The organism is Streptomyces sp. NPDC055189, assembly GCF_053606765.1.
In genome coordinates, this window is the sequence record NZ_JBSGSG010000116.1 from 1 (window position 1) to 22,047 (window position 22,047).

Consider the following 22,047-nt stretch of genomic DNA (forward strand, 5'->3'; position numbering starts at 1 on the left):
GGCCGGAGCCGCCGCCGCGAAGGGACGGCGGCGGCTCCGGCGTGGAGGGACGCGGGTCAGGAGATACAGCCGCTCTTGCCGGCGACGCTGATGCAGCCGGTCTTCGGGGTGGCGCTGATGCAGCCGTCCTTGGCGCCCTGCGCCGAGTTGGCGGCCACCCACTTCGACCAGTTGGTGTCCTGGGTCATCTGCTTGATGAGCTTGTCCATTGCGGACCTCCTCGAGTGCCGGGGAAATGCGGAACGGGCAACGAAATGGATCTTCATCGACCCGCGGATCGAAGGTAAAGATATGGTCAATCGCATGTCAAGGTAGAGTCAAGCGGAGTGGCTCGAATTGATTACTCGTACCGCTCGGCGACACACGGGCAGGGCGGAGCAATCCGCCCCGCGAGATCCCGCGGCAGGCACTTCACCTGCGATTTCGAGCTCCGGGGTGCGGCACATCCGAGCCCAGTCATGTCCCGCTCCGGAACGGTCCCGCCAGATCAACGTGGCCTGACTCCCCGCCCCCTGAGCGCACCGAACGCTATCGGGCCGACCAGCGTCGTAGGGGTAACCGTCGTCAAGGGAGCCACCATGCCTGCCGCACGCCCCGGCCTCCGTCTCGTGTCCACCGTCGCTCTGCCGGGGGCGCCGATCGGCGCGACTGCCGCTTGCGGCACCGAGGATTCACCGACGGCAGAGACCGCCAAAGGGACGGAGAGGGAGGGGGTCGCGGCGCGGAGCGAGACGGCCTGGGACGAGCCCTCCTCGTACGCCTACACCCTGAAGTCGACCGAGGGGGAACGGTCCCTGCTCGGCGCCTTTCGGGTGACGGTCCGGGACGGCAAGGTCGTCAAGGCGGTCGGCCTCGACGAAAGCGGTCGGCGAGTGGCCAAGCAGCTGCCCGGTGAAATACCGACCATCGGTGAACTGCTGAAGGAAATGGACCAAGCCCGCCGCGACCGGGCGGACACAGCGGAGGTGAAGTACGCGGCCGACGGGCACCCGTTGCGCATTGCGCTGGACCGGGACAAGAACGCGCTCGACGACGAGGCCCTGTACGTCATCAGCGCCTACGAACCCCGCGACGGCTAGCCACCGAAATCTCACCGGAAGCAAACCGGCCGGGCAGCCGCTCCGAACACCTGCTGACCGACAACCCATCGGCAACAGGGAGTTAGCCATGCAGAGGAAGACGACCACAACCATCACACCGCGTCGCAGGCGAGTCCGGAGGCTCGCCGTCACCGTTGCCGCCACCGGCCTTCTCGTGGGCGGCGGGATGGCCCTGTCGACGGGTTCGGCCAGCGCCGCCACCTTCTGCGGAGACACGCCGGCCGGCGGCTACGCCTGCATCATCGGCCAGCCGGACGGGTCGTACACCTACTACAACAGCAGCGGGGAGATCATCTACAACTGGTGAGGCCGCGATCTGCGGTTGGCGGTCGACGGTCGCGGCCTGGGGCCGATGGTCGCACTCGCCCCGTCGACGGGACGCCCACTCCTCACGCGCACCTTATGTAATCGATCGATTACTGTAAGCGTTCATGATGGCTCGGTCGGGACCCGGCAGCAGCCGCTCCGTGTCCCGCACCGGAGCGGCGCTCGTGGTGCTTCTGGTCACGCTGGTGCACCTGTTGGCCTGTGCCCACGGCCCGGCACCCGCAGGGGTGGCACGCGCCGACTCCCTCCTCGCACCGGCCGCGACCTGCGGGCCCGCGCACGAGCACCCCGCCGATCCGGCCGCGCGGCAAGCAGCCCCGGCCGAGAACAGCCCGGAGCAGTGCTGGGGCACGGACGAGCCCACGGTCCAGCCGCCTCGTGCCATCGCCCCGCTCTCCGAAGCGGCGCAGGACACGCCGTCGGCCGCCTGCACCGGCAGAACGGTCTCCTGCGTACGCGAACGCTCTCCCCCGCAGCCAGACAACAGCGGGACATCCACCCAACGGGAACGGGCCCGCCTCGGCGTGTGGAGGACCTGATCAGCGCTTGAGCCAAAGCCACGGACAACACCCGTATGCCCGGGCGACGGCTCCCGATCAGTCGACCTCCAACCTTCTTCAACCCACGGAACGAGCGACGGCCCCTCGGACGCCGTCGCTCGCGGGAGAAGCACGCCATGAACCACCTCGCCCCCGCTGCGATTCCCCTGCCACCCGTCCAGTTCCCGGCCGGCACCAAGCGCCCGGCGCACACCTGCGCCGGCCTGGTCGGCGACACGCCCGTCCTGTGGGTGGGCGCACCCTTCACTGCCGCCCACCGCGGCTTCTGGGCCAAGCTCGAAGGCCACAACCCCGGCGGTATCAAGGACCGCAGCGCCCTGTACATGGTGCGCGCGGCCCGCGAGCGCGGGGAACTGCTGCCCGGCGCACGGATCGTCGAGTCCACCTCAGGCACCCTCGGCCTCGGTCTGGCCCTCGCCGGAAACACCTTCGGCCACCCGGTCACGGTCGTCACCGATCCCGGCATGGAACCACTGCTGACCGGGCTGCTCACCGCGTACGGAGCGCGGATCGAGGTCGTCGAGGCCCCGCACCCCACCGGGGGCTGGCAGCAGGCGCGCCGCGACCGCGTCGAGGAACACCTTGCCCGCCACCCCGACGCATGGTGCCCCGACCAGTACAACAACCCCGACAACGTAGCCGCCTACGCCCCTCTCGCGCACGAACTCGTCGCCCAACTCGGCCGGATCGACAGCCTCGTCGTCTCCGTGGGAACCGGCGGCCACTCCGCCGGGGTCGCCTCCGTGCTGCGCGAGTACTTCCCCCGCCTGCACGTCGTGGGCGTGGACACGACCGGCTCCACCATCTTCGGCCAGCCCGCCGCGCCCCGCCTGATGCGCGGCCTTGGCAGCAGCATCCACCCCCGCAACGTGGCCTACGGCCTCTTCGACGAGGCGCACTGGGTCGCGGCTCCCGAGGCCGTCTGGGCCGCCCGGCAACTCGCCCGCCACCACTACGCCACCGGCGGCTGGAGCGTCGGCGCCGTCGCCCTCGTCGCACGCTGGCTGGCCCGCACCCTGCCCGCGGAGAACCGCATCGTCACCGTCCTGCCCGACGGACCGCACCGCTACGTCGGCACCGTGTTCGACGACGCCTACTGCCGCGAACACGACCTGCTCGGCCACCCGCCCGCCGAGGACCCGGACGAAATCGCCCACCCCACCGACCGCGTCGTCACCCGGTGGACCCGCTGCACACACATCACCGACCCCCTCACCGGCAATGCCGCGCACGAGCTCACGGGAGCAGCCCGATGAAGCACCTGTACCAGCAGACACGCTCCTTCCCGCCCGCGGTACGCCTGCTGATGGCCAACCAGTTCGCCATCAACCTCGCCTTCTACATGCTCGTGCCCTACCTCGCCGCCCATCTGTCCGGCCAACTGGGCCTGGCCGCCTGGGCCGTCGGGCTCGTCCTGGGCGTACGCAACTTCTCCCAGCAGGGCATGTTCCTCATCGGCGGCACTCTCGCCGACCGCTTCGGCTACAAAGCACCGATCATGGCGGGCTGCCTCCTGCGGACCGCGGGCTTCGGTCTGCTGGGCTGGGTCGACAACGTCCCCGCACTCGTCATCGCCTCCGCGGCCACCGGCTTCGCGGGCGCCCTGTTCAACCCCGCCCTGCGCGCCTACCTGGCGGCCGAGGCGGGCGACCGGCGCGTGGATGCCTTCGCCACCTTCAACGTCTACTACCAGGCGGGGATGCTCCTGGGCCCGCTGGTCGGCCTCGGTCTGCTCGCCGCCGACTTCCGCCTCGTCTGCACCGTCGCCGCCGCGGTCTTCGCCGCGCTGACCCTGCTCCAATGGTGTGCGCTGCCCGCACGCCACGGCGCGGACACGGCCGCCGGAGCCCGCCCGGAGGGCGTACTGGCCCAGTGGCGCACCGTCGTCGCCAACCGGCCCTTCCTGCTCTTCGCCACCGCGATGATCGGCTCGTACGTCCTGGCCTTCCAGGTCTATCTCGCCCTCCCGCTGGCTGCCTCCAACGCCATGGGATCGAGGGGCACATGGGTCACCAGCGGCCTCTTCGTCGTCTCGGCCGCGGTCGCCGTCATCGGCCAGCTCAGGCTCACCGACTGGGCGAAACAGCGCTGGACACCGGGGCAGGCACTGGTGCGCGGACTGCTCTCGATGGGGATCGCCTTCCTGCCCCTGGCCCTGACCCCGTCCGGCGCTCCGGCCGCGGTCCTGGTCGCCCTGCTGGCAGCCGTGGTCCTGCTCGCGGCGGGCAGCGCGGTGGTCTACCCCTTTGAGATGGACACCGTCGTCGCCCTGTCCGGGAACCGTCTCGTCGCCACCCACTACGGCCTCTACAACACCGTTTCGGGCCTCGGCATCACCCTCGGCAATCTCGCCACGGGAGCCGTCTGGGATTTCGCCGAGCGACACGACGCCCTCTGGATGCCCTGGTGCGCCCTGACCGCCACCGGGCTCGCGTGCGCGGCCTCCGTCGCCGCCCTGTCGCGGACCGGACGGCTCACCGCGCCGGAGCCTCGGCTCGTCGCTGCCTGATCCGGTGAAGTGCCGCGGGGACGAGGCGACGGTGCACAACGTCGCCGCCCCGTCCCCACGGACGGCTACCGCACCTGGACGAACACCGGGTTCGAGTAGAACCACAGGTCGTCCCACGGGCTCTCGAGGCCGTCGGCGAGCGGCTCGGCCTCATCGGTGCTCGTGCCGCGCACTCGGGCGTACAGGTCGCTCTCGACGTTGCGCAGGGTGTGCTTGATGACGTACTCGTGCCCTTGCCCCCGCCAGTCGCGCGGGCCGAACCTCGCCACCACCTTCGTGGTGGGGTTGGTGTCGGAGTCAAGGTCGGCGGAGGGGCCGTTGACCTCGCCGACGATCAGGTCGACGCGCCGCACCTCGGGATGGTCGCCGTTGGCGTTCGTGCCCCTCAGCGGTCGGAACCGGATCTCGATGTCCACGTCACTGCGCTTGCGCCGACTCACGCCGAGGGTCTCGCCAACAGCGGCGCTCCGGCCCTGGCTCCGGGCCGTCAGATCGAGGGTGGTGATCAGGTCCCCTGTGCCGACCCAGATCCGGCCGTTGCGGAGCCCGTCCATGATGTCGGCGTAGTCCTGCCGGGCCAGGACGTGGGTCTTGCTGTACTCGCCGGGCCAGAAATCGGAGCCGCCGCGCGTCCAGTGCACATGCGAGTCCGAAGTCGCGGTGATCCACCACCGCCGCCCCTCCCCCAGCAGCGAATCCCACAGCCCGCCGACACGCGCCGTCATCTGATCGAAGCCGCCGTGCGTCGGATAGCTGCCGTAGCCGCCGCGCGCACGACCGTTGAGCGGACCTGCCTGATGGCCGGGAGCGCCCTCGAACCCGACGTAGATCTCCGGCGCGGTGTTGTTGCCGTTGCGGAACTCACGCGGGGTGTCCTGCCCGTAGACGCCGAGGCCGGTGGCGGACCGCGCCGCATGGTGCGCGATCACCAGCGGCTTTCGCCGCAGGTCCTTCGCCGCCTTCAGGAACTCGACCATCTTGGCCTCGGCGTCGCGGCCAGGGTCGGCGGGAAAGGCGTCATGCTTGGCGAAGCGGCTCTCCAGCTCGAACAACTGCTGGGCTTCGTCGGCGTGGTGAGGGATCATCAGCGTGTGGTGGTCCAGGGCCGGGGCGTCGAACTCCATGCCCCAGAACTGCAGGACCTCGGGCACCAAGGCGCGCGAGCGCAGCAGGTCGGGATACGCCTGTTCGAGGTTCACCTTCGAGTGGGTGGGCCCGCCGTGGTCGGTGCACATCGCCCACGTGAGTCCGAAGTGCTTGGCCATGACGGCGTTGGTGACGATCGGGTAGACGGCGTCGGCGCCCTTCTGGAACTTCGGAGGGTTGGTCGAAGTGTCGAAGGAGCCGCTGTACTCCGAGTGCACATGATGGTCCCCGGCCCGCCACACTCTTCGGCGGGAACCTCCGCCCGCTCTGCGCACGCCTTCGTCCTCCGCCTCGGCGGGAGTCGCGTAGGCCAGCGGACTGGCCGCGGCCAGGGTCGCCCCGACACCGGCGTACTTGACAAGGCGGCGTCGTGAGAGTGCCGCGCGCCCGGGATCGTCGACGTGCTTGTCGGTCATCGTTAAGCCCTTCGTCCAAGTGCCGCTGGAATGCCGGTGGTTGAGCATTGGAGGGCAAGCCGAACGCGACATGAACAGACTCCGGGGGTACGGCAAACAGCCCACAGGCAGTTGGCTGTGCCGTCCAGCCTTCGCGCGGCCCGGACCGCGCGCGACGCGGATCCGGCCACCCGTCGGGCAGCACGTCGTCGAGAGGGCCCGGTGCAACAGCGGCAGTTCCGGGCAGGACGCGGGTGCGAGGCAGCGTCCTCGGGACGGACGCGTCTGCGGGGAACGTCGCCCCGCACCTGCGGTGCGTCGATCGCCCCGGAGGGCCGGTCGAACGCCTACTGCATTGTGTTCCTTATTGCCTATCAGTTGCAATAGGCTCCGGGGGTCGATGCCCGATTCGGGCAGAGAGACGGCGAGCGCCTCAGGCGTGCGTGAAGCCGGGCGGCCGCTTCTCCACGAACGCGGCCATCCCCTCCTTCTGGTCCGCGGTGGCGAACACGGCGTGGAACAGGCGGCGTTCGAAGCGGACGCCCTCCGCGAGGGTCGTCTCGAAGGCCCGGGACACCGCTTCCTTGGCCATCATGGCGACGGGCAGGGACATGCCGGCGACGGTCTCGGCGACGGCGAGGGCCTCAACGGCGAGTTCTTCGGCGGGCACCACGCGGGAGACGAGCCCGGCCCGCTCCGCCTCCTCGGCGTCCATGGTGCGGCCGGTCAGGCACATCTCCATGGCCTTGGCCTTGCCGACCGCGCGGGTCAGCCGCTGTGAGCCGCCGATGCCGGGGATGACGCCCAGTTTGATCTCGGGCTGCCCGAACACGGCGGTGTCGGCGGCCAGCAGGATGTCGCACAGCATGGCCAGCTCGCAGCCGCCGCCGAGCGCGTATCCGGAGACGGCCGCGATCGTCGGCGTACGCAGCTGCCCGAGCCGGTCCCAGGCGGTGAACCAGTCACTGAGGTACATGTCCATGAAGCTGTGGGGCCGCATCTCCTTGATGTCGGCCCCGGCGGCGAACGCCTTCGGCGATCCGGTGATGATGATGCAGCCGATGCCCGGGTCCCGGTCCAGGTCTGCCGTCGCCGAGACGATCTCGTTCATCAACTGGAGGTTGAGCGCGTTGAGGGCCTTGGGGCGGTCGAGTGTGAGGAGGGCTGTGCGGCCCTTTCGTTCGAGGCGGATCGTCTCGTACGGTTCCGTGGTCGTCTCATGCGGTTCCGTGGTCATGTGGTCTCTTCGCTCCCTGCCAGGTGTTCCCTGATGGTGTTGACGATCCCGGAGAAGTCCTGGTCCGATCCGGCGCCCTGCGCGTAGGCGGCGTACAACTCGGCTGCCTTGAGACCGAGTTGCGCGTTGATGCCGCCGGCTCGGAGTGCGTTGGCCGCCAGGCCCAGGTCCTTGGCCATCAGCGGGGCGGCGAAGCCGGGGCGATAGTCGCGGTTGGCGGGGCTGTTCGGTACGGGGCCCGGAACCGGGCAGTTGACGGTCAGGGCCCAGCACTGGCCGGACGCGGTGGAGGCCACGTCGAACAGGGCCTGATGGGACAGGCCCAGGATCTCGCCGAGGACGAACGCCTCGCTCACCGCGATCATCGAGACGCCAAGGATCATGTTGTTGCAGATCTTCGCGGCCTGACCGGCGCCGGGTCCGCCGCAGTGCACCGCCTTCTTGCCCATGAGGGTCAGGAGCGGTTCGGCCTCGGCGAACTCGGCCTCGCCGCCGCCCGCCATGAAGGTGAGCGTGCCGGCCTCGGCGCCCACCACTCCCCCGGAGACCGGGGCGTCCAGGGCCCGCATTCCGGCGGCGATCGCGGCTTCGTGGGCGCTGCGCGCGTCGGCCACGTCGATGGTCGAGCAGTCGATGAACAGCGTGCCCGGCCGGGCGGCGGCCAGCAGCCCCTCCTCTTGATAGAGGCCCAGGACATGCCGTCCTCCGGGCAGCATGGTGATCACCACGTCCGCCGCCGCTGCGGCGTCCGCCGATGAACCGGCCGCCTCCACACCGGCCCCGACGGCGGCACCGAGCAGTTCGGGCATCAAGTCGTGGCCCAGAACGCGGTGCCCCGCCCCGGCGAGGTTGGCGGCCATCGGGCCGCCCATATGCCCGAGACCGATGAAGCCGATCGTGCGCTTGCCGTTCACCACGCCACCTCCTGCGGGGTTGTGGCCAGGTCGAGTTCGCCCCCGGCGGGCGGGGCGAAGTAGCGCTCCACGTCCGCCCCTGAGACCTCGCCGAGCGTGGCCGGCGACCAGCGAGGACTGCGGTCCTTGTCGATGACCTGAGCGCGGATTCCCTCGGCCAGGTCGTGGGAGGTGAGCGCGGCACAGGAGACGCGATACTCCTGCTCCAGGACACGTTCCAGCGGCCCGAGCCGCCGTGCGCGGCGCAGCGCGGCGAGCGTCACCTTCAGGGCGGTGGGCGACTTGGTGGCGAGGGTGTCGGCGGCCTCCGCTGCGGGGCGCGATCCGTGGCCGTGCAGCCGGGCGAGGATCTCCTCCACGGTGTCGGCGCCGTAGCATTCGTCGATCCAGGACCGATGACCTGCCAGCTCTCCGGGGGGTGGCTGGCACACGTACTGCTGGAGCACGTCCCACACCGGCTGCGCGGCGAGACCCTCCAGCAACCCGGGCAGCTCCTCACTCGGCACGAAGTGATCGGCGAGACCGCACAGCAGGGCGTCGCCCGCGCCGATCTGCGCACCGGTGAGCGCCAGGTGGGTGCCGAGTTCGCCGGGGGCGAGCGCCAGGAGGTAGGTGCCGCCCACGTCGGGGGCGAAGCCGATGCCGGTTTCCGGCATCGCGATGCGGGAGCGTTCGGTGACGACGCGGACGTCGCCGTGCGCGGAGACCCCGACGCCGCCGCCCATCACGATGCCGTCCATCACGGCGACGTACGGCTTGGGGTAGCGGGCGATGCGGGCGTTGAGCCGGTACTCGTCACGCCAGAAGCCGGCGGAGACGGACGTCCCGGCGCGCGCGTCCTCGTAGATGGAGCGGATGTCGCCGCCCGCGCACAGGCCGCGCCCGCAGGCCCCTTGGATGATCACGGTCTGCACGGCCGGATCGTGCTCCCAGGCGGTGAGCGCCTCGTCGATGCGGTTGACCATGGTGTGGGTCAGGGCGTTGAGGGCCCGGGGCCGGTTGAGGGTGAGGTGGGCCGCGCGGCCCTCGGTACGGAGCAGGACGAAGTCCTCGGCCGCGGTCACCGCAGTGCCTCGGTCAGGCCTCGGGCGACGATGACGCGCATGATCTCGTTGGTTCCTTCCAGGATCTGGTGGACGCGGAGGTCGCGGACGATCTTCTCGATGCCGTACTCGTTCAAGTAGCCGTAGCCTCCGTGGAGTTGCAGCGCCCGGTCGGCGACGGAGTAGCCGGTGTCGGTGGCGAAACGCTTGGCCATCGCGCACAGCTGAGGCGCCTGCGGGTCGCTGCGGTCCAGGGCCCCGGCCGCCTGGTGGACCAGGGCGCGGGCGGCGGCGAGTTCGGTCGCCATGTCGGCGAGGCGGAACCGCAGGGCCTGCGCGTCCAGGAGCCGGGCACCGAACGCCTCCCGGTCGGCGAGGTACGCCAGGCTCTTGTTCAGGGCGCTGCGGGCGCCGCCCAGGGAGCAGGCGGCGATGCCGAGCCTGCCGCCGTTCAGGCCGCTCATCGCGATCCGGAAGCCGTCGCCCTCGCCTCCGAGCAGCCGGTCCGCGGGCACCCGCACGCCGTCCAGGATCACCTGCCGGGTGGGCTGGGCGTTCCAGCCCATCTTCTTCTCGTCCGGGCCGAACGAGAGCCCTGGATCGTCCAGTTCGACGACGAACGCGGAAACTCCTTGCGGTCCCGCGCCACCGGTGCGCGCCATGACGACGTAGACCTGCGCGGCGCCCGCACCGGAGATGAACTGCTTGACCCCGCTGAGGACGAAGTCATCTCCGTCGCGGACGGCCCGGGTGCGCAGGGCCCCGGCGTCCGAGCCGGCTCCCGGTTCGGTCAGGCAGTAACTGCCCAGATCGTCCATGGAGCACAGGCGGGGCAGCCAGCGCGCCCGCTGCCCGGGATCTCCGTAGGCGTCGATCATCCAGGCGACCATGTTGTGGATGGAGAGGTAGCCCGCGATGGACGGGCAGCCGGAGGCGAGGGCCTCGAAGACGAGGACCCCGTCGGCCCGCGTGAGGCCGCTGCCGCCCTCGTCCTCCCGCACGTAGACGCCGCCGAGCCCCAGTCCGGCCGCCTTGCGCAGTACGTCGATCGGGAAGTGCTTGTCCTGGTCCCACTGCACGGCGCGGGGGGCCAGGTGGTCCTCCGCGAAGTCGAGGGTTGTCTCGACGAGGGCTTGCTGGTCCTCTGTGAGTGATGTAATGGTCATGGCGCTCATTCCATGGTGGGCAGGGTGAAGCTCGCGCCTTCCCTGGCCCCTGAGGGCCAGCGCGAGGTGACGGTCTTGGTACGGGTGTAGAAGCGGATGGCGTCCGGGCCGTGCTGGTTCAGGTCGCCGAAGCCGGAGCGCTTCCAGCCGCCGAAGGTGTGGTAGGCGACGGGGACCGGGATGGGGACGTTGACGCCGACCATGCCGGTGTCGACGCGGCGGGTGAAGTCGCGGGCGGTGTCGCCGTCCCTGGTGAAGATCGCTACCCCGTTTCCGTACTGGTGCTCGCTGGGCAGCTGCAGGGCTTCCTCGTAGTCGTCGACCCGTACGACGCACAGGACGGGGCCGAAGATCTCCTCGCGGTAGATCCGCATCTGCGGACTGACCCGGTCGAAGAGCGAGGCACCCGCGAAGAATCCGTTCGCGTGCTCCGGCAGGGTGAATTGCCGTCCGTCGACGACGAGTTCGGCGCCTTCGTTGACGCCGATGTCCACGTACCGCCGGACGCGGTCGAGGGCGTCCCTGCTCACCAGCGGGCCGAAGTCGGCGTCCGGGTCGTCGCTGCGGCCGATGCGAAGGGCGCCGATGCGTGCCTTGAGCGCGGCTACCAGCGCGTCGGCGGTCTCCTCGCCGACGGGAACGGCCACCGAGATGGCCATGCAGCGCTCGCCCGCCGAGCCGTATCCGGCGCCGATGAGGGCGTCGACGGCCTGGTCGAGGTCCGCGTCGGGCATGACGATCATGTGGTTCTTGGCGCCGCCGAAGCACTGGGCACGCTTTCCGTGGGCGGCGGCGGTGGCGTAGATGTGCGCGGCGACGGGAGTGGAGCCGACGAAGCCGAGCGCGCCGACCCGGGCATCCTCCAGGAGGGTGTCGACGGCTTCCTTGCCGCCGTTGACGACGTTCAGGACGCCGGGCGGCAGGCCTGCCTCCAGGAACAGTTCGGCCAGCCGCAATGGCACGGAGGGATCACGCTCGGACGGCTTGAGGATGAACGCGTTGCCGCAGGCCAGAGCGGGCGCGGCCTTCCACAGCGGGATCATCGCGGGGAAGTTGAACGGGGTGATCCCGGCGACCACACCGATCGGGGAGCGCAGCGAGTGCACGTCGATGCCGGTGCCCGCGTTGTCCGTGAACTCGCCCTTGAGCAGATGCGGGACCCCGGCGGCGAACTCCACCACCTCCAAGCCGCGTTGGATGTCACCGTGCGCGTCGGCCACGGTCTTGCCGTGCTCGGCCGACAGCATCCGTGCCAGGGAGTCGCGTTCTGCCTCCACGAGTTGCAGGAAGCACAGCAGGACGCGGGCGCGCCGCTGGGGGTTCCAACGGCCCCACTCCTCCTGCGCGGTGACCGCGTCGGCGATCGCCGCCTCGGTGTCGGCCCGGCTCGCCAGCGGTACGCGGGCCTGGACGGTGCCGGTGTTGGGGTCGTAGACGTCGCCGAAGAGGCCGGACGTGCCGACGGTGTGCTTGCCGCCGATGAAGTGGGTGAGTTCACGGACCATGGGTGCGTGCCTGCTCTCGTCAGGTGAGATCCGGGGAAGGCACGGCGCATCGCCGGACCGGGCACACAGGTGTGTCCGCTGCCGGTGCGGGCCGCCGTGGGACAGCGAACGTCGGGACCGCCAGGGTCACGAAGATCTATGAGCGCAAAGTGAGTTGACTGCGCTCCGCCGGATCACCGAGGTCATGAGTACGGACCGGTGCCATGCGTGTCTGCTCCATCCTCGTGGACAACACGGAACATTCCGCGGCCGGTATCCTGACTCCCGGATCTCCGCGCGCCGCCCGCCTTCCCGGCAGACTTCGCCAGTGGCGTGTGGATGACAGCACACTCCCCGGTCACAGTGGCGGGACCGTGCCGGATTCACACCGGCTTCCCTGCACCGCGGACCTTGTGCCACGAAGATATAGTTGGACGTCCTAGTAAGTCCAGCCCTCCTGGCCGCGGGTCGCGACAGGAGCACTGCCGGTGCGGCCCATACGATCTGCCCACCCGCCCCGAAACTCCCGGAGCCGTCCGATGGATGACCTCGCACAACGGTGCAGCCCCCGGCGGCGTCGATGATGTCGCTCGCCCTCTACCTCCCCGGCGCGGGCAACCTCCCGCGATGGCTGCAGATCACGGTCGCAGTCGTGGTCATCGGCGCGATGGCGACCCGCATCTGGCTGTTCGTCCGCCGCCGGAAGTAGGCATCCCCGCCGCACCGGTTCCGGCGCCGCCGCTTTGCCCGTCGGGCCGCAGCACGACCACTGGAAGAATGCGTGCACATGCGCACCCTCTACCTCGTCACCCACCCCGAAGCCACCCACCATGTCGAGGGCGTCGTCGGCGGATGGCATGACTCTCGGTTGACCCCTGCCGGTGTCCGTGCGGCTGGGGCCATTGCCCGGGCGCTGCGGGCGCAGATTCCCGATGATGCCGAGGTGGAGCTGTTCTCGTCGGATCTGCGGCGTACCGTGCGGACGGCCGGGGAGGTGGCCGAAGTGTTCGGTGTGCGGCCCGTTCTGGATCGCAGGTTGCGGGAGAAGTCGTACGGGGAGGCGGGCGGAAAGCCGCAGGAGTGGCTCGACCGGCGCTTCGTGCCGCCGCCCGCCGTCGGGGAGCGGATGGATCACGACGAAGGCGTGGAAGGTGCCGAGACCAAGGCGGTGTGGGCGCGGCGTATCTACGCTGCCATGGACGAGATCCTGCGACGCCCGGGCGGACACCAGATCATCGTGACGCACGGCGGCTCCCTGACGTTCGCCGTGGCGGCCTGGATCAGGATGCCGGTCGAGTCGGCCGGCTACGCCGGCTTCCGTGCGCCGTCGGGCAGCATCACCATGCTGCGCGAAGACGACTACTTCCACAACCGCCAAGTGGTCAGCCTCGGCGTCGTCCCGCCGGCTGCACCGGTAGGTTCGCCGCGGTGAACTCGATCGAGACGCAGGGCCTTGCCGAAATGGCTGACGGGGCTCGACTGCATTGGGACGCGCTGGGGAGCACGCAGCACGAGCCTCCCGTGGTCATGCTTCATGGCGGGCCGGGACTGCCGGACTACCTGGGCGACGTCGCCCCCATGATCGCGGACCTCGCTCCCGTGTACCGCTACGACCAGCGCGGCACCGGCAACTCCCCCTGGCTGGGCCGCCATACCCTCGCCCGGCATGTCGACGATCTCGCTGAGCTTCTCGACGTATGGGATACGCCTTCGGCCGTGCTGCTGGGGCACTCTTACGGTGCCGACCTTGCCGCCCGGTTCTGCATGGCCCATCCGGATCGAGTGGCCGCGATGCTGCTGATGTGCGGGCCGTTCGTCGGCGAGTGGCGCGCGGCGGATCGGGCGGAACGCGAGCGGCGTATGACCGCGGCGCAACAGGAGCGGCTCCGCGTGTTGCATCGGGTGCCGCACCGCACGGAGGACCAGGAGGTCGAGTTGCTCACGTTGTCCTGGTTCACCGACCACGCCGATCCCCGGCGCGGTTGGCACTGGGCCGCGCGAGGTGCCCGTGAACGCCGCCCCGTCAACTGGGTCATGAATGCTGAACTCGGTGCGGAAGGGCGTTCGGACCCGCTGGACCAGCGCCTCGACGAGCTGCGCGGTTGCCTGCCCGCGCAGGTCGAAATCCTCGGCGGCGCCGATGATCCCCGGCCGTACTCAGCGCTTGAATCACTGGCCCGCCGACTCGATGTTCCCTCGACACGGGTGGCCGGAGCGGGGCACGAACCCTGGCTGGAGCAGCCCGATGTCACACGCGCACACCTTCGTAGGTTCGTGCAAGGCGCGCTGTAGGCCGCCCATCAAGCCTCCCGGCTTCAGCCTTCCGACGCCCACGCCAAGAGCTGCTGGATGCGCAGTCCGCGCCCGGCGTCGATCGCCGTGGAGCGGTTGGCGCGTACCGCTTGCGCGAATTCCCGGCGCAGCACCGGCCAGCACTCCTCGTGGTCCAGTTCCGCCGTGTCGTAGACGAGTTCCTCGCCGGGGCCGAACAGCTCGACCCGGGTGCGGGCCCTCGGCAGTTGTACGGCACCCGAGAGCGAGGCCTGGCTCACCGCGCCGTTCTCGTGCTCGCAGGTCAGCTCGGTCCAGCGGCGCGGATCGCCGGTGGAGCGTACGGAAGTGATGGGGCCGACGGCCGTGTCGAGGAGATCGAGCAGGTGCGGGCCCAGGTCGAGCAGGGCGCCGTGTTCCATGCGCCATGCGGTGGCGAAGTCCCCGCCCAGGAAAGCGCCGTGGAGGTAGCAGGACCGTGCGCCGGTGACTTCCACGTGTTGCGCCGCCTCCAGGAAGGCGCGGGTTTGCGGGTGGTATCGCTTGGTGAGGACCAGCTGGGAGACCACGCCCGCCTCCTCGACCGCGTCCGCCACGCGCCGGGCCCCGGCGAGGTCCGGGGCCAGCGGCTTTTCCAGCAGCAGCGCCTTGCCGGCCTTCGCGGCGCGGGGCGCCAACTCGGCCTGGACCGCGGGGGGTACGGCGAAGGCGACCGCCTCGCAGGTGTCGAGGAGCTCGTCGAAGCCCGCGGCAACCGCCGCACCGTAGGGCGCCGCGGTCTCGGCCGCGGCTTCGGGGCGGCGGGCCCACACGGCGGCCAGCGTGGTCTCGGGTCCGGCGGCCAGCATCCGCGCGTGCATGACGCGCGCCCACGGCCCGGCACCGACCAGGCCGACCCGCACCGGCGCGTGCGAGCCGGGGCCTGAGCCGGCGGGCGAAGGGCGGGAGCTGCTGTCGCTCATGGGGTCTCCGTGTAAGCGTGTGCGTGTACGTGTACGTGTACGTAGGTGGTGGTGTCGTCGATCAGGACGTCAACGCGTCAAGGCGTGCGTCCGCGCGATCCGGCGAGTAGAGGTGTTCCACTACCATCTCGCCCGCGCCCATCAGACCTGCCCGGTCGCCCAGTTGCGCGGTGACCACGTTCAGGTTGGCGGTGGTCCGGGGCATGGCGCGCTGATAGAGGAGTTCGCGTACGCCGGTCATGAAGGGCGCTCCGGCGAGGTCGCCCGCGAGCATCAGGACACCGGGGTTGAGCAGGGTGACGACGGTGGCCAGTACTTCCCCGACGCGCTGGCCCGCCTCCCTGGCCAGGCGGATGGCATCGGGCTGACCGTCGGCCAGGTGCTGGTGCACGCCCGATCCCGAGGTGGTGGGAATGCCGAGCGCGGAGAGCTGTCCGGCCAGGGCGCGACCGCTGGCGACCGCGGCGAGGCAGCCGTAGGAGCCGCACATGCACAGGGCGTCGGGCCGGTCGTGCAGCCTGATGTGGCCGATGTCGCCGGCGCCGCCGTCGATACCGCGGTAGACCTCGTCGCCGACGACAACTCCGGCGCCGATACCGGTCGATGCCTTGATGAGCAGGAACGCCGCGCAGTCCGGGTGCCCCGCGCGGTGTTCGGCGTACGCCATGAGGTTGGCGTCGTTGTCGACGAGGACGGGCACAGGGCCGGGTTCCAGCGAGCGGCCGACCTGCTCCGCGTACGCCGCCTGCATCTGTTCGCGGATGGGGAAGCGGTCCCATCCCGGCATGATCGGCGGCTGGATGACCTGGCCCAGGCCGAAGTCGACGGGGCCGGGTACGGACATGCCGATGCCCGCCACCTTGGCCGGCTCGGTGCCCGCTTCGGCGAGCAGGGGTGCGAACCAGCCGGCCAGGGTGTCGAGGACCTTGGCGGGTCCGTCGGTGACGAGGACCGGTCCGGAGGTCTCGGCCAGTACGCCGCCGGCCAGGTCGAGGACGGCGGCCCGGGCGTGCCGGGTCTCCAGGTCCACGGCCAGGACCACCGCGTGCGAGGCGTCGAACTCCAGGAGGGCCGAGGGCCGTCCGCCGGTGGAGGAACCGGCGCTGTCGCGCAGCCAGCCCGCGCCGAAGAGCTGGTCGAGGCGCAGGCCGACGGTCGATCGTGACAGACCGGTGGCGCGCAGGAGTTCGCTGCGTGTGGTGGCCTCGCCGCTGCGGATGAGCTGCAGCAGGTGGCCCGGGCTTGCTTGGTTCGCCGGCATCATTTCCCCGTCTCTGGATTCTCGCGGGATCGCGGGAGCCCGTACCCGTCAACTCTTGTCGGCGCCGCTGGTCAGGCCTTCGGTCAACAGGCGTTCGGCGGCGAAGAACAGAAGTATCACGGGGATGGTCAGGACCACGGACCCGGCCATGAGCACCGTCTTGGACACCTCGATGCCGTTGGACAGTTGGGCCAGGCCCAGCGAGACCGTCCACTTCTCGGGGTCGGCCGCCAGGAAGAGCAGGGCGAAGAGGAACTCGTTCCACGCGATCATGAAGACGTACAGGCCGGTTGCCATCAGGGACGGCAGGGCCAGCGGAAGGATCACCTTGCGCAGGGCCTGCAGCCGCGAGCAGCCGTCGAGAGCGGCTGCTTCCTCGATGGAGTACGGGATGGTCACGAAGTAGTTCTTCAGCATGTAGATCGAGACGGGCACGGTCTGCGCCACGTACACGATGGCAAGGCCCGCGAGGCTGGAGGAGAGACCCAGCTTGGCGAACATCACGAAGAGCGGCACGGCGAGCAGCGTCGCCGGGAACATGTAGACCGCGAGGAACATCGCGCTGATCTGGCGGCTGCCGAAGAACTTCAGTCGGCTGATGGCGTAGGCGCCGGGCACGGCGGCGATGAGGGTCAGGGCGACCGTGCCGAGGGAGACGAGCGCCGAGTTCAGCAGCAGTTGCAGGAAGCCCTGTCCGCCTTCGGACTGGGGCTTCATGACGTTCTCGTACGTGCTGAGGGTGAACTCCTTCGCGGAGACCCACAGGGAGCCGGGGTCGAGCAGCAGGGAGTCGATGGACTTCACCGACAGGAGCAGCATGTAGTAGAAGGGCACGATCGTGATCACCGCGAGGAAGGCGATGACGACCCACCGCAGGGCGCCGAAGAGGCGCTCCTCGAACTGGGTGCGTGTCATGGACAGCGGCGACATCACGACTCCTCCTGGACCTTCTTGCCGAAGAACTTGAAGTACAGGCCCAGCAGCACCATGAGGACGGCGGCGAGGACCAGGGCCTGGGCGGCGGCCGCGCCGACGTCGTAGCGCGAGGTGAGGAAGTCGTAGACCCGCACCGCGGCGACTTCGGTGCCCGCTCCGCCGTTGGTGAGCAGGTAGACGTCGTCGAACTTGTTGAACGTCATGATGAAGCGCAGGACGCACAGCAGGGCCATGACCGGCATCAACTGGGGCAGCAGGATGTGGCGGAAGCGCTGCAGGGGGGTGGCGCCGTCGACCTTGGCCGCTTCCTCGAGGCCGCTGGGCACGGCCTGGAGGCGGGCGAGGATGAAGAGGAAAGCGAAGGGGAAGTAGCGCCAGGTCTCGAAGGCGATGACGGTGAGCAGCGCCAGGGGGATGTCGAAGTGCGCGCCGAGCAGGCTGACTTCGTACTCACGGGTGGAGAGGAACGCGATGGGGTCGTCCCAGCCGAAGAGAGAACGGCCCCATTCGTTGACGATGCCGTACTGGGGGCTGAGGGCCACCTCCCAGACGAACGCGACGGCGACGACGGGCGCGACGTAGGGCAGGAGCATCGCGCCGCGCAGCAGTCCGCGCCCGCGGAAGGGGGTGCGCAGGGCGAGCGCCGCGATCAGGCCCAGGACGACGGAGCCCAGGGTGGCGCCGACGGTGTAGATGAGGGTCGTGGAGAGGCTGGACCAGAATCCGGCCGAGCTGAAGACCTGGGTGAAGTTGTCCAGGGTCCAGTTGCCGAGCAGGCCCATGTCCTGGATGTCGACGAGCTTGGCGTTCTGGAAGGCGAGAAGCACTGTCCACAGGATCGGCAGGATCACGACGACGAGCACGACCACGAAGGTGGGGGTGACGAAGGCGAGTCCGGCGCGGTTCTCTCGGCCGGTGGCGCTCGGCGGGCGGGACTTCTTGCGCTCCGGCTGCCCGTCGGCCGGTGGCGGCTCGGGGGTGCTGGCTGCGGTGCGGCGCTTCGTCGCGCCGCTCTGGGCTGTGCTCATGGGTCAGTACCTCGGTGTGCCTGGGTGCGGGCCGTCGGCTGGGGGCGGCTGTCGGTGGGGCGGCTGAGGGTGTCTTCCGGTGGAAGGGCTGTTCACGGCGGCGGCTGGCGCGGGGACTTCTGCCTAGCGCAGGGATTTCTGCAGGGCGGCCACTTCGTCGCGTGCCTCGCGTGCCGCCTCCTGCGGGGAGCTCTGGCCGCTGGTCATGGAGCCGATGGCCTTGGGCACGGGCAGTTCGCCGTTGGTCGCGCCGACGAGCGCGCCCTCGCCCTGGCTGATGCCCCAGCGCCGCATGTTGCTGACGCCGTCGGCGAGCTGGTCCAGGAGCTTGTCGGAGAAGGCCTGGTTCATGGGTTCGCGGCGGTCGACGCCGATGTCGCTGGAGCGCCAGGCGTCCAGGTATTTTTCGGGGTCGTCCGTGGTGCCGCCGCGTACCGGGATCTTGCCTTCGGGGGCCATCCCGAACCAGTCCTCGTAGCCGGCGCCCATCATGTACTCGATGAACTGGCGCGATGCGTCGCTCTCGGCGGTCTTGGTGGTGACCCAGGAGGTGATCTCGCCGAACTGGGCGGGCTTGGCTCCCGCCGGGCCGCCGAGCGCGGTGGTGATGCCGGTGTTGTCGGCCAGGAACTTGCGGTCCTTGCGGCACTCGGCGCAGCTGGGCAGGGCGTCCTTGCGCAGTCCCGCGAGTTCGTCGAGGAGGAAGGAGGACCAGATGACCATCGACGACTTGCCCGCGAAGTAGGTGGCGCGGGTGGAGTCCACGGTCTGGGTGCCGGGCGGGCCGTACTTGCCCGCGAGGGTGGCGTACGTCTTGAAGGCGGTGGCGCACTGCGGCGAGCCGAGGTCGACCTGCCGCTTGTCGTCGACCAGCTGGCAGTTGTTGGCCAGGGCCAGGCCTTCGAAGCTCTGCTGGGTGAAGACGTCGCTGGGGTCGGTGGCGGCGGAGATGCCGTCGCGGCCCTTGGTGGTCAGCTTCTCGGCGGCCTTGAGCAGGCTTTTGTAGGTGTCGGGTGCCGGCAGGTCCGCCTGCTTGAGCTGGTCCTTGCGGTAGGCCAGGAGCTGGAGCCAGGCGTCGGAGGGGACGCCGAGCCGGGTGGCGCCGTCGGAGGTGAGGTCGAGGGCGTTGGCGTTGAACGTGGAGCGGCCGAGCTTCTTGACGATCTGGCGGGGGATGTCGGTGTTGAGCAGGCCGTTGCTGTACATCTGCCAGGTCTGGCCCATCGGGGCCGCGCCGATGACGTCCGGGAGCTTGCCGGAGGCCGCGGCCGACATGATCAGCTGAGGCATCTGGGCCTCGTCGACGCCGACCAGGTCGACCTTGATGCCGGTCTTCTTCTCGAAGCGGTCGATGATCTTCTCGGTGGCGTCGACGCGCGGGGTCAGGTTCTCCTGCGACCACACGGTGATGTGCCGGTCGGCCTTGGCCGGTCCGCTCTGGCTGTCACCGGCGCAGCCGGCCAGTGCCGCCATTCCCAGTGCCGCCGCGAGACCTGAGGCGATCACCTTCGATCGGCCGGTCCTCATGCGCATGTTCAGTCCTCATCGACTCGCCGACTTATGTCTACTGGGCACACATCTCAGCACCTCTTTTGCTTGTTGACAAGACATAAGTTCCAGATAGTCTCGACGTATCCGGTGGTCGCGGCGCCCCGCAGCGCCCCGGATCCCAGCTCTCACCACACTCCCGAGCCCTCGGAGCCTTTTCGTGGAACGCGTCGTCCAATTCACCGGCCCCCGTCAGGTCGAGGTGGCCGAGCACGCCAGTGCCCCGCTGCCCGCCGGACATCTGCGGGTCCGCACCCTCTACTCGGGCATCTCCGCGGGCACCGAGCTCACGGCCTACCGCGGCACGAATCCCTACCTGACCCGCACCTGGGACCCCGAGGCCCGGCTGTTCCGCGACGGCGCCGCCGGCATCGAATACCCCGTCGTGGGCTGGGGCTACTCCGAGGTCGGCGAGGTCACCGAGGTCTCCCCCGAACTGGTCGGCGTCCCCGCGATCCCCGCCGTCGGGGACCTGGTGTGGGGCATCTGGGGCCACCGCAGCGAGGGCATCGTCCCCGCCGAACGCATGGCGGGCCACACCCTGCCCGCCGGTCTCGAACCCCTGGCCGGGTCCTTCGCCCGCGTCGGCGCCATCGCCTACAACGCGGTCCTGTCCGCCGACATCCACCTGGGCGAGGACGTCGCCGTCTTCGGGCAGGGCGTCATCGGCCTGATCACCACGCGGCTCGCCCAGCTCAACGGCGCCCGCGTCACCGCGGTCGACGCCATCGACGGACGCCTCGACACCGCGCTGAAGTACGGCGCCCACAGCACCCTCAACGCCCGCACCGACGCGGTCGCCGAGCAGATCCGCGAGGCCACCGCCGGAGCGGGCGCCGACGTCGCCATCGAGATCAGCGGCGTCCACCCCGCCCTCCAGGAGGCGCTGCGCTGCGTCACCGTCGGCGGCCGTGTGGTGGCCTCCGGCTTCTACCAGGGAGACGGCATCGGGCTGCGGCTCGGCGACGAATTCCACCACAACCGCGCCCAGTTGATCTGCTCCCAGATCGGCGGCGTGCCCCCGCAGCTGTCGCACCGCTGGAGCGTGGAACGCCTCCAGCAGACCTTCCTGCGGCTCGTCGCCGAGGGCCAGGTCGACGTCGAGTCCCTGGTCAGCCATGTCATCCCGGTCGCCGACGCGGCCGACGCGTACGTCCTTCTTGATGAGCGCCCCGCGGACGCTCTTCAGGTCGTCCTGGAATTCTGAGAGGCCCCACGTGTTCAAGACCGCCGCACAGGAACAACTGCTCCCGGGCGACACCCTTCAGCAGAAGTGGGAGTTCGCCCAGGCCGCCGGATACGACGCCATCGAGCTGCGCGCCAAGGGAGACCTGCACTTCGCCTCCCGGCTGCCCGAGCTGAAGCAGGCACTCGCCGACGGCGTCGTCATGCCCACCGTCTGCGTCGACATGCTGCACTTCTTCGGCGCCTTCGACCCCGACCTGCGCCGTGACGCCATCGAGCAGATGAAGTCCCAGCTCACCGTGATCGCCGAGATCGGCGGCCGGGGCGCGCAGACCCCCGCGTCGTACGGCATGTTCTCCAGCCGACTGCCCCCCTTCGTGGCCCCGCGCAGCGCCGACGAGGACCGCGATGTCCTGCTCACCGGCCTCACGGAGCTGGGCGAGCACGCCAAGAAGGAGGGCGTCGAGCTCTACCTGGAGCCCCTCAACCGCTACGAGGACCACATGGTCAACCGCCTCGAACAGGCCGCCGACCTCCTTGCGACCGTGGGCCTGGACTCGGTGAAGATCGGCATCGACAGCTACCACATGAACATCGAGGAGGCCGACCCCGCCGCCTCGATCCTCAAGTACGCCCCTTACATCGGCCACGCCCAGGTCTCCGACTCCAACCGCTTCCAGCCCGGCGCCGGACACCTCGACTGGCAGGCCTGGCTCTCCGCCCTGCACGCCATCTCCTACGACGGCTACCTCGCCGCCGAGTGCCGCCTCACCGGCGACCCCGTGGACGCCGTCCGCTCCATCCCGGGCTTCCTGCGGGGTGCCGGAGCATGACGGCCCTTCTCGGCGACACCGTGGTGGGGGCCGGGGCGGGGCCCCCCCCCCCCCCCCCCCGCGCGGGGCGGCGGCGCGGCGCGGCCCCCGGGGGGGGCGGCCACAGGGCCCGCGCCCCCCCCCGGGCCACCCCCCCCCCCAA

At 70.1% G+C, this 22,047-nt stretch carries 22 protein-coding genes and 1 riboswitch; of the genes, 10 read left to right on the forward strand and 12 right to left on the reverse strand.

What is annotated here, in order from left to right; translation table 11 throughout:
• Positions 1–56 precede the first annotated feature (56 nt).
• Positions 57–209, reverse strand: coding sequence for a hypothetical protein (locus ACWFR3_RS42700; protein WP_453740083.1), 153 nt, complete (start codon positions 207–209; stop codon positions 57–59).
• 369 nt (positions 210–578) lie between these two features.
• Between ACWFR3_RS42700 and ACWFR3_RS42705 the strand changes: the two genes are divergently transcribed.
• The 5 genes from ACWFR3_RS42705 (at position 579) to ACWFR3_RS42725 (ending at position 4,496) form a co-directional block, all read left to right on the forward strand.
• Positions 579–1,079, forward strand: a complete 501-nt coding sequence (locus tag ACWFR3_RS42705) for a DUF6174 domain-containing protein (RefSeq protein WP_453740084.1) — start codon at positions 579–581, stop codon at positions 1,077–1,079.
• Between the two features lie 88 nt (positions 1,080–1,167).
• On the forward strand, positions 1,168–1,407 hold the full coding sequence (locus ACWFR3_RS42710) for a hypothetical protein (RefSeq protein ID WP_453740085.1): 240 nt from the start codon (positions 1,168–1,170) through the stop codon (positions 1,405–1,407).
• Between the two features lie 160 nt (positions 1,408–1,567).
• Positions 1,568–1,966, forward strand: a complete 399-nt coding sequence (locus tag ACWFR3_RS42715) for a hypothetical protein (protein ID WP_453740086.1) — start codon at positions 1,568–1,570, stop codon at positions 1,964–1,966.
• 137 nt (positions 1,967–2,103) lie between these two features.
• A complete protein-coding gene (locus tag ACWFR3_RS42720; RefSeq protein WP_453740087.1) occupies positions 2,104–3,243 on the forward strand; it encodes a PLP-dependent cysteine synthase family protein in 1,140 nt (379 codons plus the stop codon).
• A complete protein-coding gene (locus tag ACWFR3_RS42725) occupies positions 3,240–4,496 on the forward strand; it encodes an MFS transporter (RefSeq protein ID WP_453740088.1) in 1,257 nt (418 codons plus the stop codon). Before ACWFR3_RS42720 ends, ACWFR3_RS42725 begins: the two co-directional genes overlap by 4 nt.
• Positions 4,497–4,561: 65 nt before the next feature.
• Here the strand turns inward: ACWFR3_RS42725 and ACWFR3_RS42730 are convergent, their stop codons facing one another.
• The 6 genes from ACWFR3_RS42730 to ACWFR3_RS42755 all read right to left on the reverse strand — a co-directional run bounded on the left by ACWFR3_RS42730 (position 4,562) and on the right by ACWFR3_RS42755 (position 11,902).
• Positions 4,562–6,058: a phosphoesterase gene (locus ACWFR3_RS42730; RefSeq protein WP_453740089.1), complete on the reverse strand. Its 1,497-nt coding sequence runs from the start codon at positions 6,056–6,058 to the stop codon at positions 4,562–4,564.
• 412 nt (positions 6,059–6,470) lie between these two features.
• Positions 6,471–7,274: an enoyl-CoA hydratase gene (locus ACWFR3_RS42735; RefSeq protein ID WP_453740090.1), complete on the reverse strand. Its 804-nt coding sequence runs from the start codon at positions 7,272–7,274 to the stop codon at positions 6,471–6,473.
• Positions 7,271–8,188, reverse strand: coding sequence for a 3-hydroxyisobutyrate dehydrogenase (gene mmsB, locus ACWFR3_RS42740; RefSeq protein ID WP_453740104.1), 918 nt, complete (start codon positions 8,186–8,188; stop codon positions 7,271–7,273). The genes ACWFR3_RS42735 and mmsB overlap by 4 nt, the downstream gene beginning before the upstream one ends.
• Positions 8,185–9,252 (reverse strand): enoyl-CoA hydratase/isomerase family protein, encoded by a 1,068-nt coding sequence (locus tag ACWFR3_RS42745; protein WP_453740091.1) that lies wholly within the window; start codon positions 9,250–9,252, stop codon positions 8,185–8,187. Before ACWFR3_RS42745 ends, mmsB begins: the two co-directional genes overlap by 4 nt.
• Entirely contained in the window at positions 9,249–10,397 is a 1,149-nt protein-coding gene (locus tag ACWFR3_RS42750; RefSeq protein ID WP_453740092.1) for an acyl-CoA dehydrogenase family protein, read from the reverse strand. Before ACWFR3_RS42750 ends, ACWFR3_RS42745 begins: the two co-directional genes overlap by 4 nt.
• Positions 10,398–10,402: 5 nt before the next feature.
• Entirely contained in the window at positions 10,403–11,902 is a 1,500-nt protein-coding gene (locus ACWFR3_RS42755) for a CoA-acylating methylmalonate-semialdehyde dehydrogenase (RefSeq protein WP_453740093.1), read from the reverse strand.
• A gap of 230 nt (positions 11,903–12,132) precedes the next feature.
• Positions 12,133–12,303, reverse strand: a riboswitch (cobalamin riboswitch).
• A gap of 137 nt (positions 12,304–12,440) precedes the next feature.
• Between ACWFR3_RS42755 and ACWFR3_RS42760 the strand changes: the two genes are divergently transcribed.
• The 3 genes from ACWFR3_RS42760 to ACWFR3_RS42770 all read left to right on the forward strand — a co-directional run bounded on the left by ACWFR3_RS42760 (position 12,441) and on the right by ACWFR3_RS42770 (position 14,173).
• Entirely contained in the window at positions 12,441–12,590 is a 150-nt protein-coding gene (locus ACWFR3_RS42760) for a hypothetical protein (RefSeq protein ID WP_453740094.1), read from the forward strand.
• Positions 12,591–12,668: 78 nt separating this feature from the next.
• Positions 12,669–13,313, forward strand: a complete 645-nt coding sequence (locus tag ACWFR3_RS42765; RefSeq protein WP_453740095.1) for a histidine phosphatase family protein — start codon at positions 12,669–12,671, stop codon at positions 13,311–13,313.
• Positions 13,310–14,173, forward strand: coding sequence for an alpha/beta fold hydrolase (locus ACWFR3_RS42770; RefSeq protein ID WP_453740096.1), 864 nt, complete (start codon positions 13,310–13,312; stop codon positions 14,171–14,173). The genes ACWFR3_RS42765 and ACWFR3_RS42770 overlap by 4 nt, the downstream gene beginning before the upstream one ends.
• Positions 14,174–14,196: 23 nt before the next feature.
• On the opposite strand, the gene ACWFR3_RS42775 is transcribed toward ACWFR3_RS42770, so the two are convergent.
• From ACWFR3_RS42775 to ACWFR3_RS42795, 5 genes are all read right to left on the reverse strand, one after another.
• A complete protein-coding gene (locus ACWFR3_RS42775) occupies positions 14,197–15,114 on the reverse strand; it encodes a Gfo/Idh/MocA family protein (RefSeq protein ID WP_453740097.1) in 918 nt (305 codons plus the stop codon).
• A 61-nt stretch (positions 15,115–15,175) separates the two neighbouring features.
• Positions 15,176–16,375, reverse strand: coding sequence for an ROK family protein (locus tag ACWFR3_RS42780; protein ID WP_453740098.1), 1,200 nt, complete (start codon positions 16,373–16,375; stop codon positions 15,176–15,178).
• Between the two features lie 48 nt (positions 16,376–16,423).
• Complete coding sequence (locus ACWFR3_RS42785) at positions 16,424–17,290, reverse strand: carbohydrate ABC transporter permease (protein WP_453740105.1); 867 nt, start codon at positions 17,288–17,290, stop codon at positions 16,424–16,426.
• Positions 17,291–17,304: 14 nt separating this feature from the next.
• Positions 17,305–18,339 (reverse strand): carbohydrate ABC transporter permease, encoded by a 1,035-nt coding sequence (locus ACWFR3_RS42790; protein WP_453740099.1) that lies wholly within the window; start codon positions 18,337–18,339, stop codon positions 17,305–17,307.
• 123 nt (positions 18,340–18,462) lie between these two features.
• Entirely contained in the window at positions 18,463–19,872 is a 1,410-nt protein-coding gene (locus ACWFR3_RS42795; RefSeq protein ID WP_453740100.1) for an ABC transporter substrate-binding protein, read from the reverse strand.
• Between the two features lie 175 nt (positions 19,873–20,047).
• Here ACWFR3_RS42795 and ACWFR3_RS42800 point away from each other — a divergent pair, with 175 nt between their 5' ends.
• Positions 20,048–21,094 (forward strand): zinc-dependent alcohol dehydrogenase, encoded by a 1,047-nt coding sequence (locus ACWFR3_RS42800; protein WP_453740101.1) that lies wholly within the window; start codon positions 20,048–20,050, stop codon positions 21,092–21,094.
• 10 nt (positions 21,095–21,104) lie between these two features.
• Entirely contained in the window at positions 21,105–21,905 is an 801-nt protein-coding gene (locus ACWFR3_RS42805) for a TIM barrel protein (protein WP_453740102.1), read from the forward strand.
• The last annotated feature ends 142 nt before the right edge of the window (positions 21,906–22,047 follow it).

Bases quoted from the DNA above. Each gene is read 5' to 3' on its own strand.
- ACWFR3_RS42775 (WP_453740097.1), bottom strand. From the start codon at position 15,114: ATGAGCGACAGCAGCTCCCGCCCTTCGCCCGCCGGCTCAGGCCCCGGC.
- ACWFR3_RS42720 (WP_453740087.1), top strand. From the start codon at position 2,104: ATGAACCACCTCGCCCCCGCTGCGATTCCCCTGCCACCCGTCCAGTTC.
- ACWFR3_RS42730 (WP_453740089.1), bottom strand. From the start codon at position 6,058: ATGACCGACAAGCACGTCGACGATCCCGGGCGCGCGGCACTCTCACGA.
- ACWFR3_RS42755 (WP_453740093.1), bottom strand. From the start codon at position 11,902: ATGGTCCGTGAACTCACCCACTTCATCGGCGGCAAGCACACCGTCGGC.
- ACWFR3_RS42785 (WP_453740105.1), bottom strand. From the start codon at position 17,290: ATGACACGCACCCAGTTCGAGGAGCGCCTCTTCGGCGCCCTGCGGTGG.
- ACWFR3_RS42750 (WP_453740092.1), bottom strand. From the start codon at position 10,397: ATGACCATTACATCACTCACAGAGGACCAGCAAGCCCTCGTCGAGACA.
- ACWFR3_RS42700 (WP_453740083.1), bottom strand. From the start codon at position 209: ATGGACAAGCTCATCAAGCAGATGACCCAGGACACCAACTGGTCGAAG.
- ACWFR3_RS42725 (WP_453740088.1), top strand. From the start codon at position 3,240: ATGAAGCACCTGTACCAGCAGACACGCTCCTTCCCGCCCGCGGTACGC.
- ACWFR3_RS42735 (WP_453740090.1), bottom strand. From the start codon at position 7,274: ATGACCACGGAACCGCATGAGACGACCACGGAACCGTACGAGACGATC.
- ACWFR3_RS42705 (WP_453740084.1), top strand. From the start codon at position 579: ATGCCTGCCGCACGCCCCGGCCTCCGTCTCGTGTCCACCGTCGCTCTG.
- ACWFR3_RS42790 (WP_453740099.1), bottom strand. From the start codon at position 18,339: ATGAGCACAGCCCAGAGCGGCGCGACGAAGCGCCGCACCGCAGCCAGC.
- ACWFR3_RS42765 (WP_453740095.1), top strand. From the start codon at position 12,669: ATGCGCACCCTCTACCTCGTCACCCACCCCGAAGCCACCCACCATGTC.
- ACWFR3_RS42710 (WP_453740085.1), top strand. From the start codon at position 1,168: ATGCAGAGGAAGACGACCACAACCATCACACCGCGTCGCAGGCGAGTC.
- ACWFR3_RS42795 (WP_453740100.1), bottom strand. From the start codon at position 19,872: ATGCGCATGAGGACCGGCCGATCGAAGGTGATCGCCTCAGGTCTCGCG.
- ACWFR3_RS42780 (WP_453740098.1), bottom strand. From the start codon at position 16,375: ATGCCGGCGAACCAAGCAAGCCCGGGCCACCTGCTGCAGCTCATCCGC.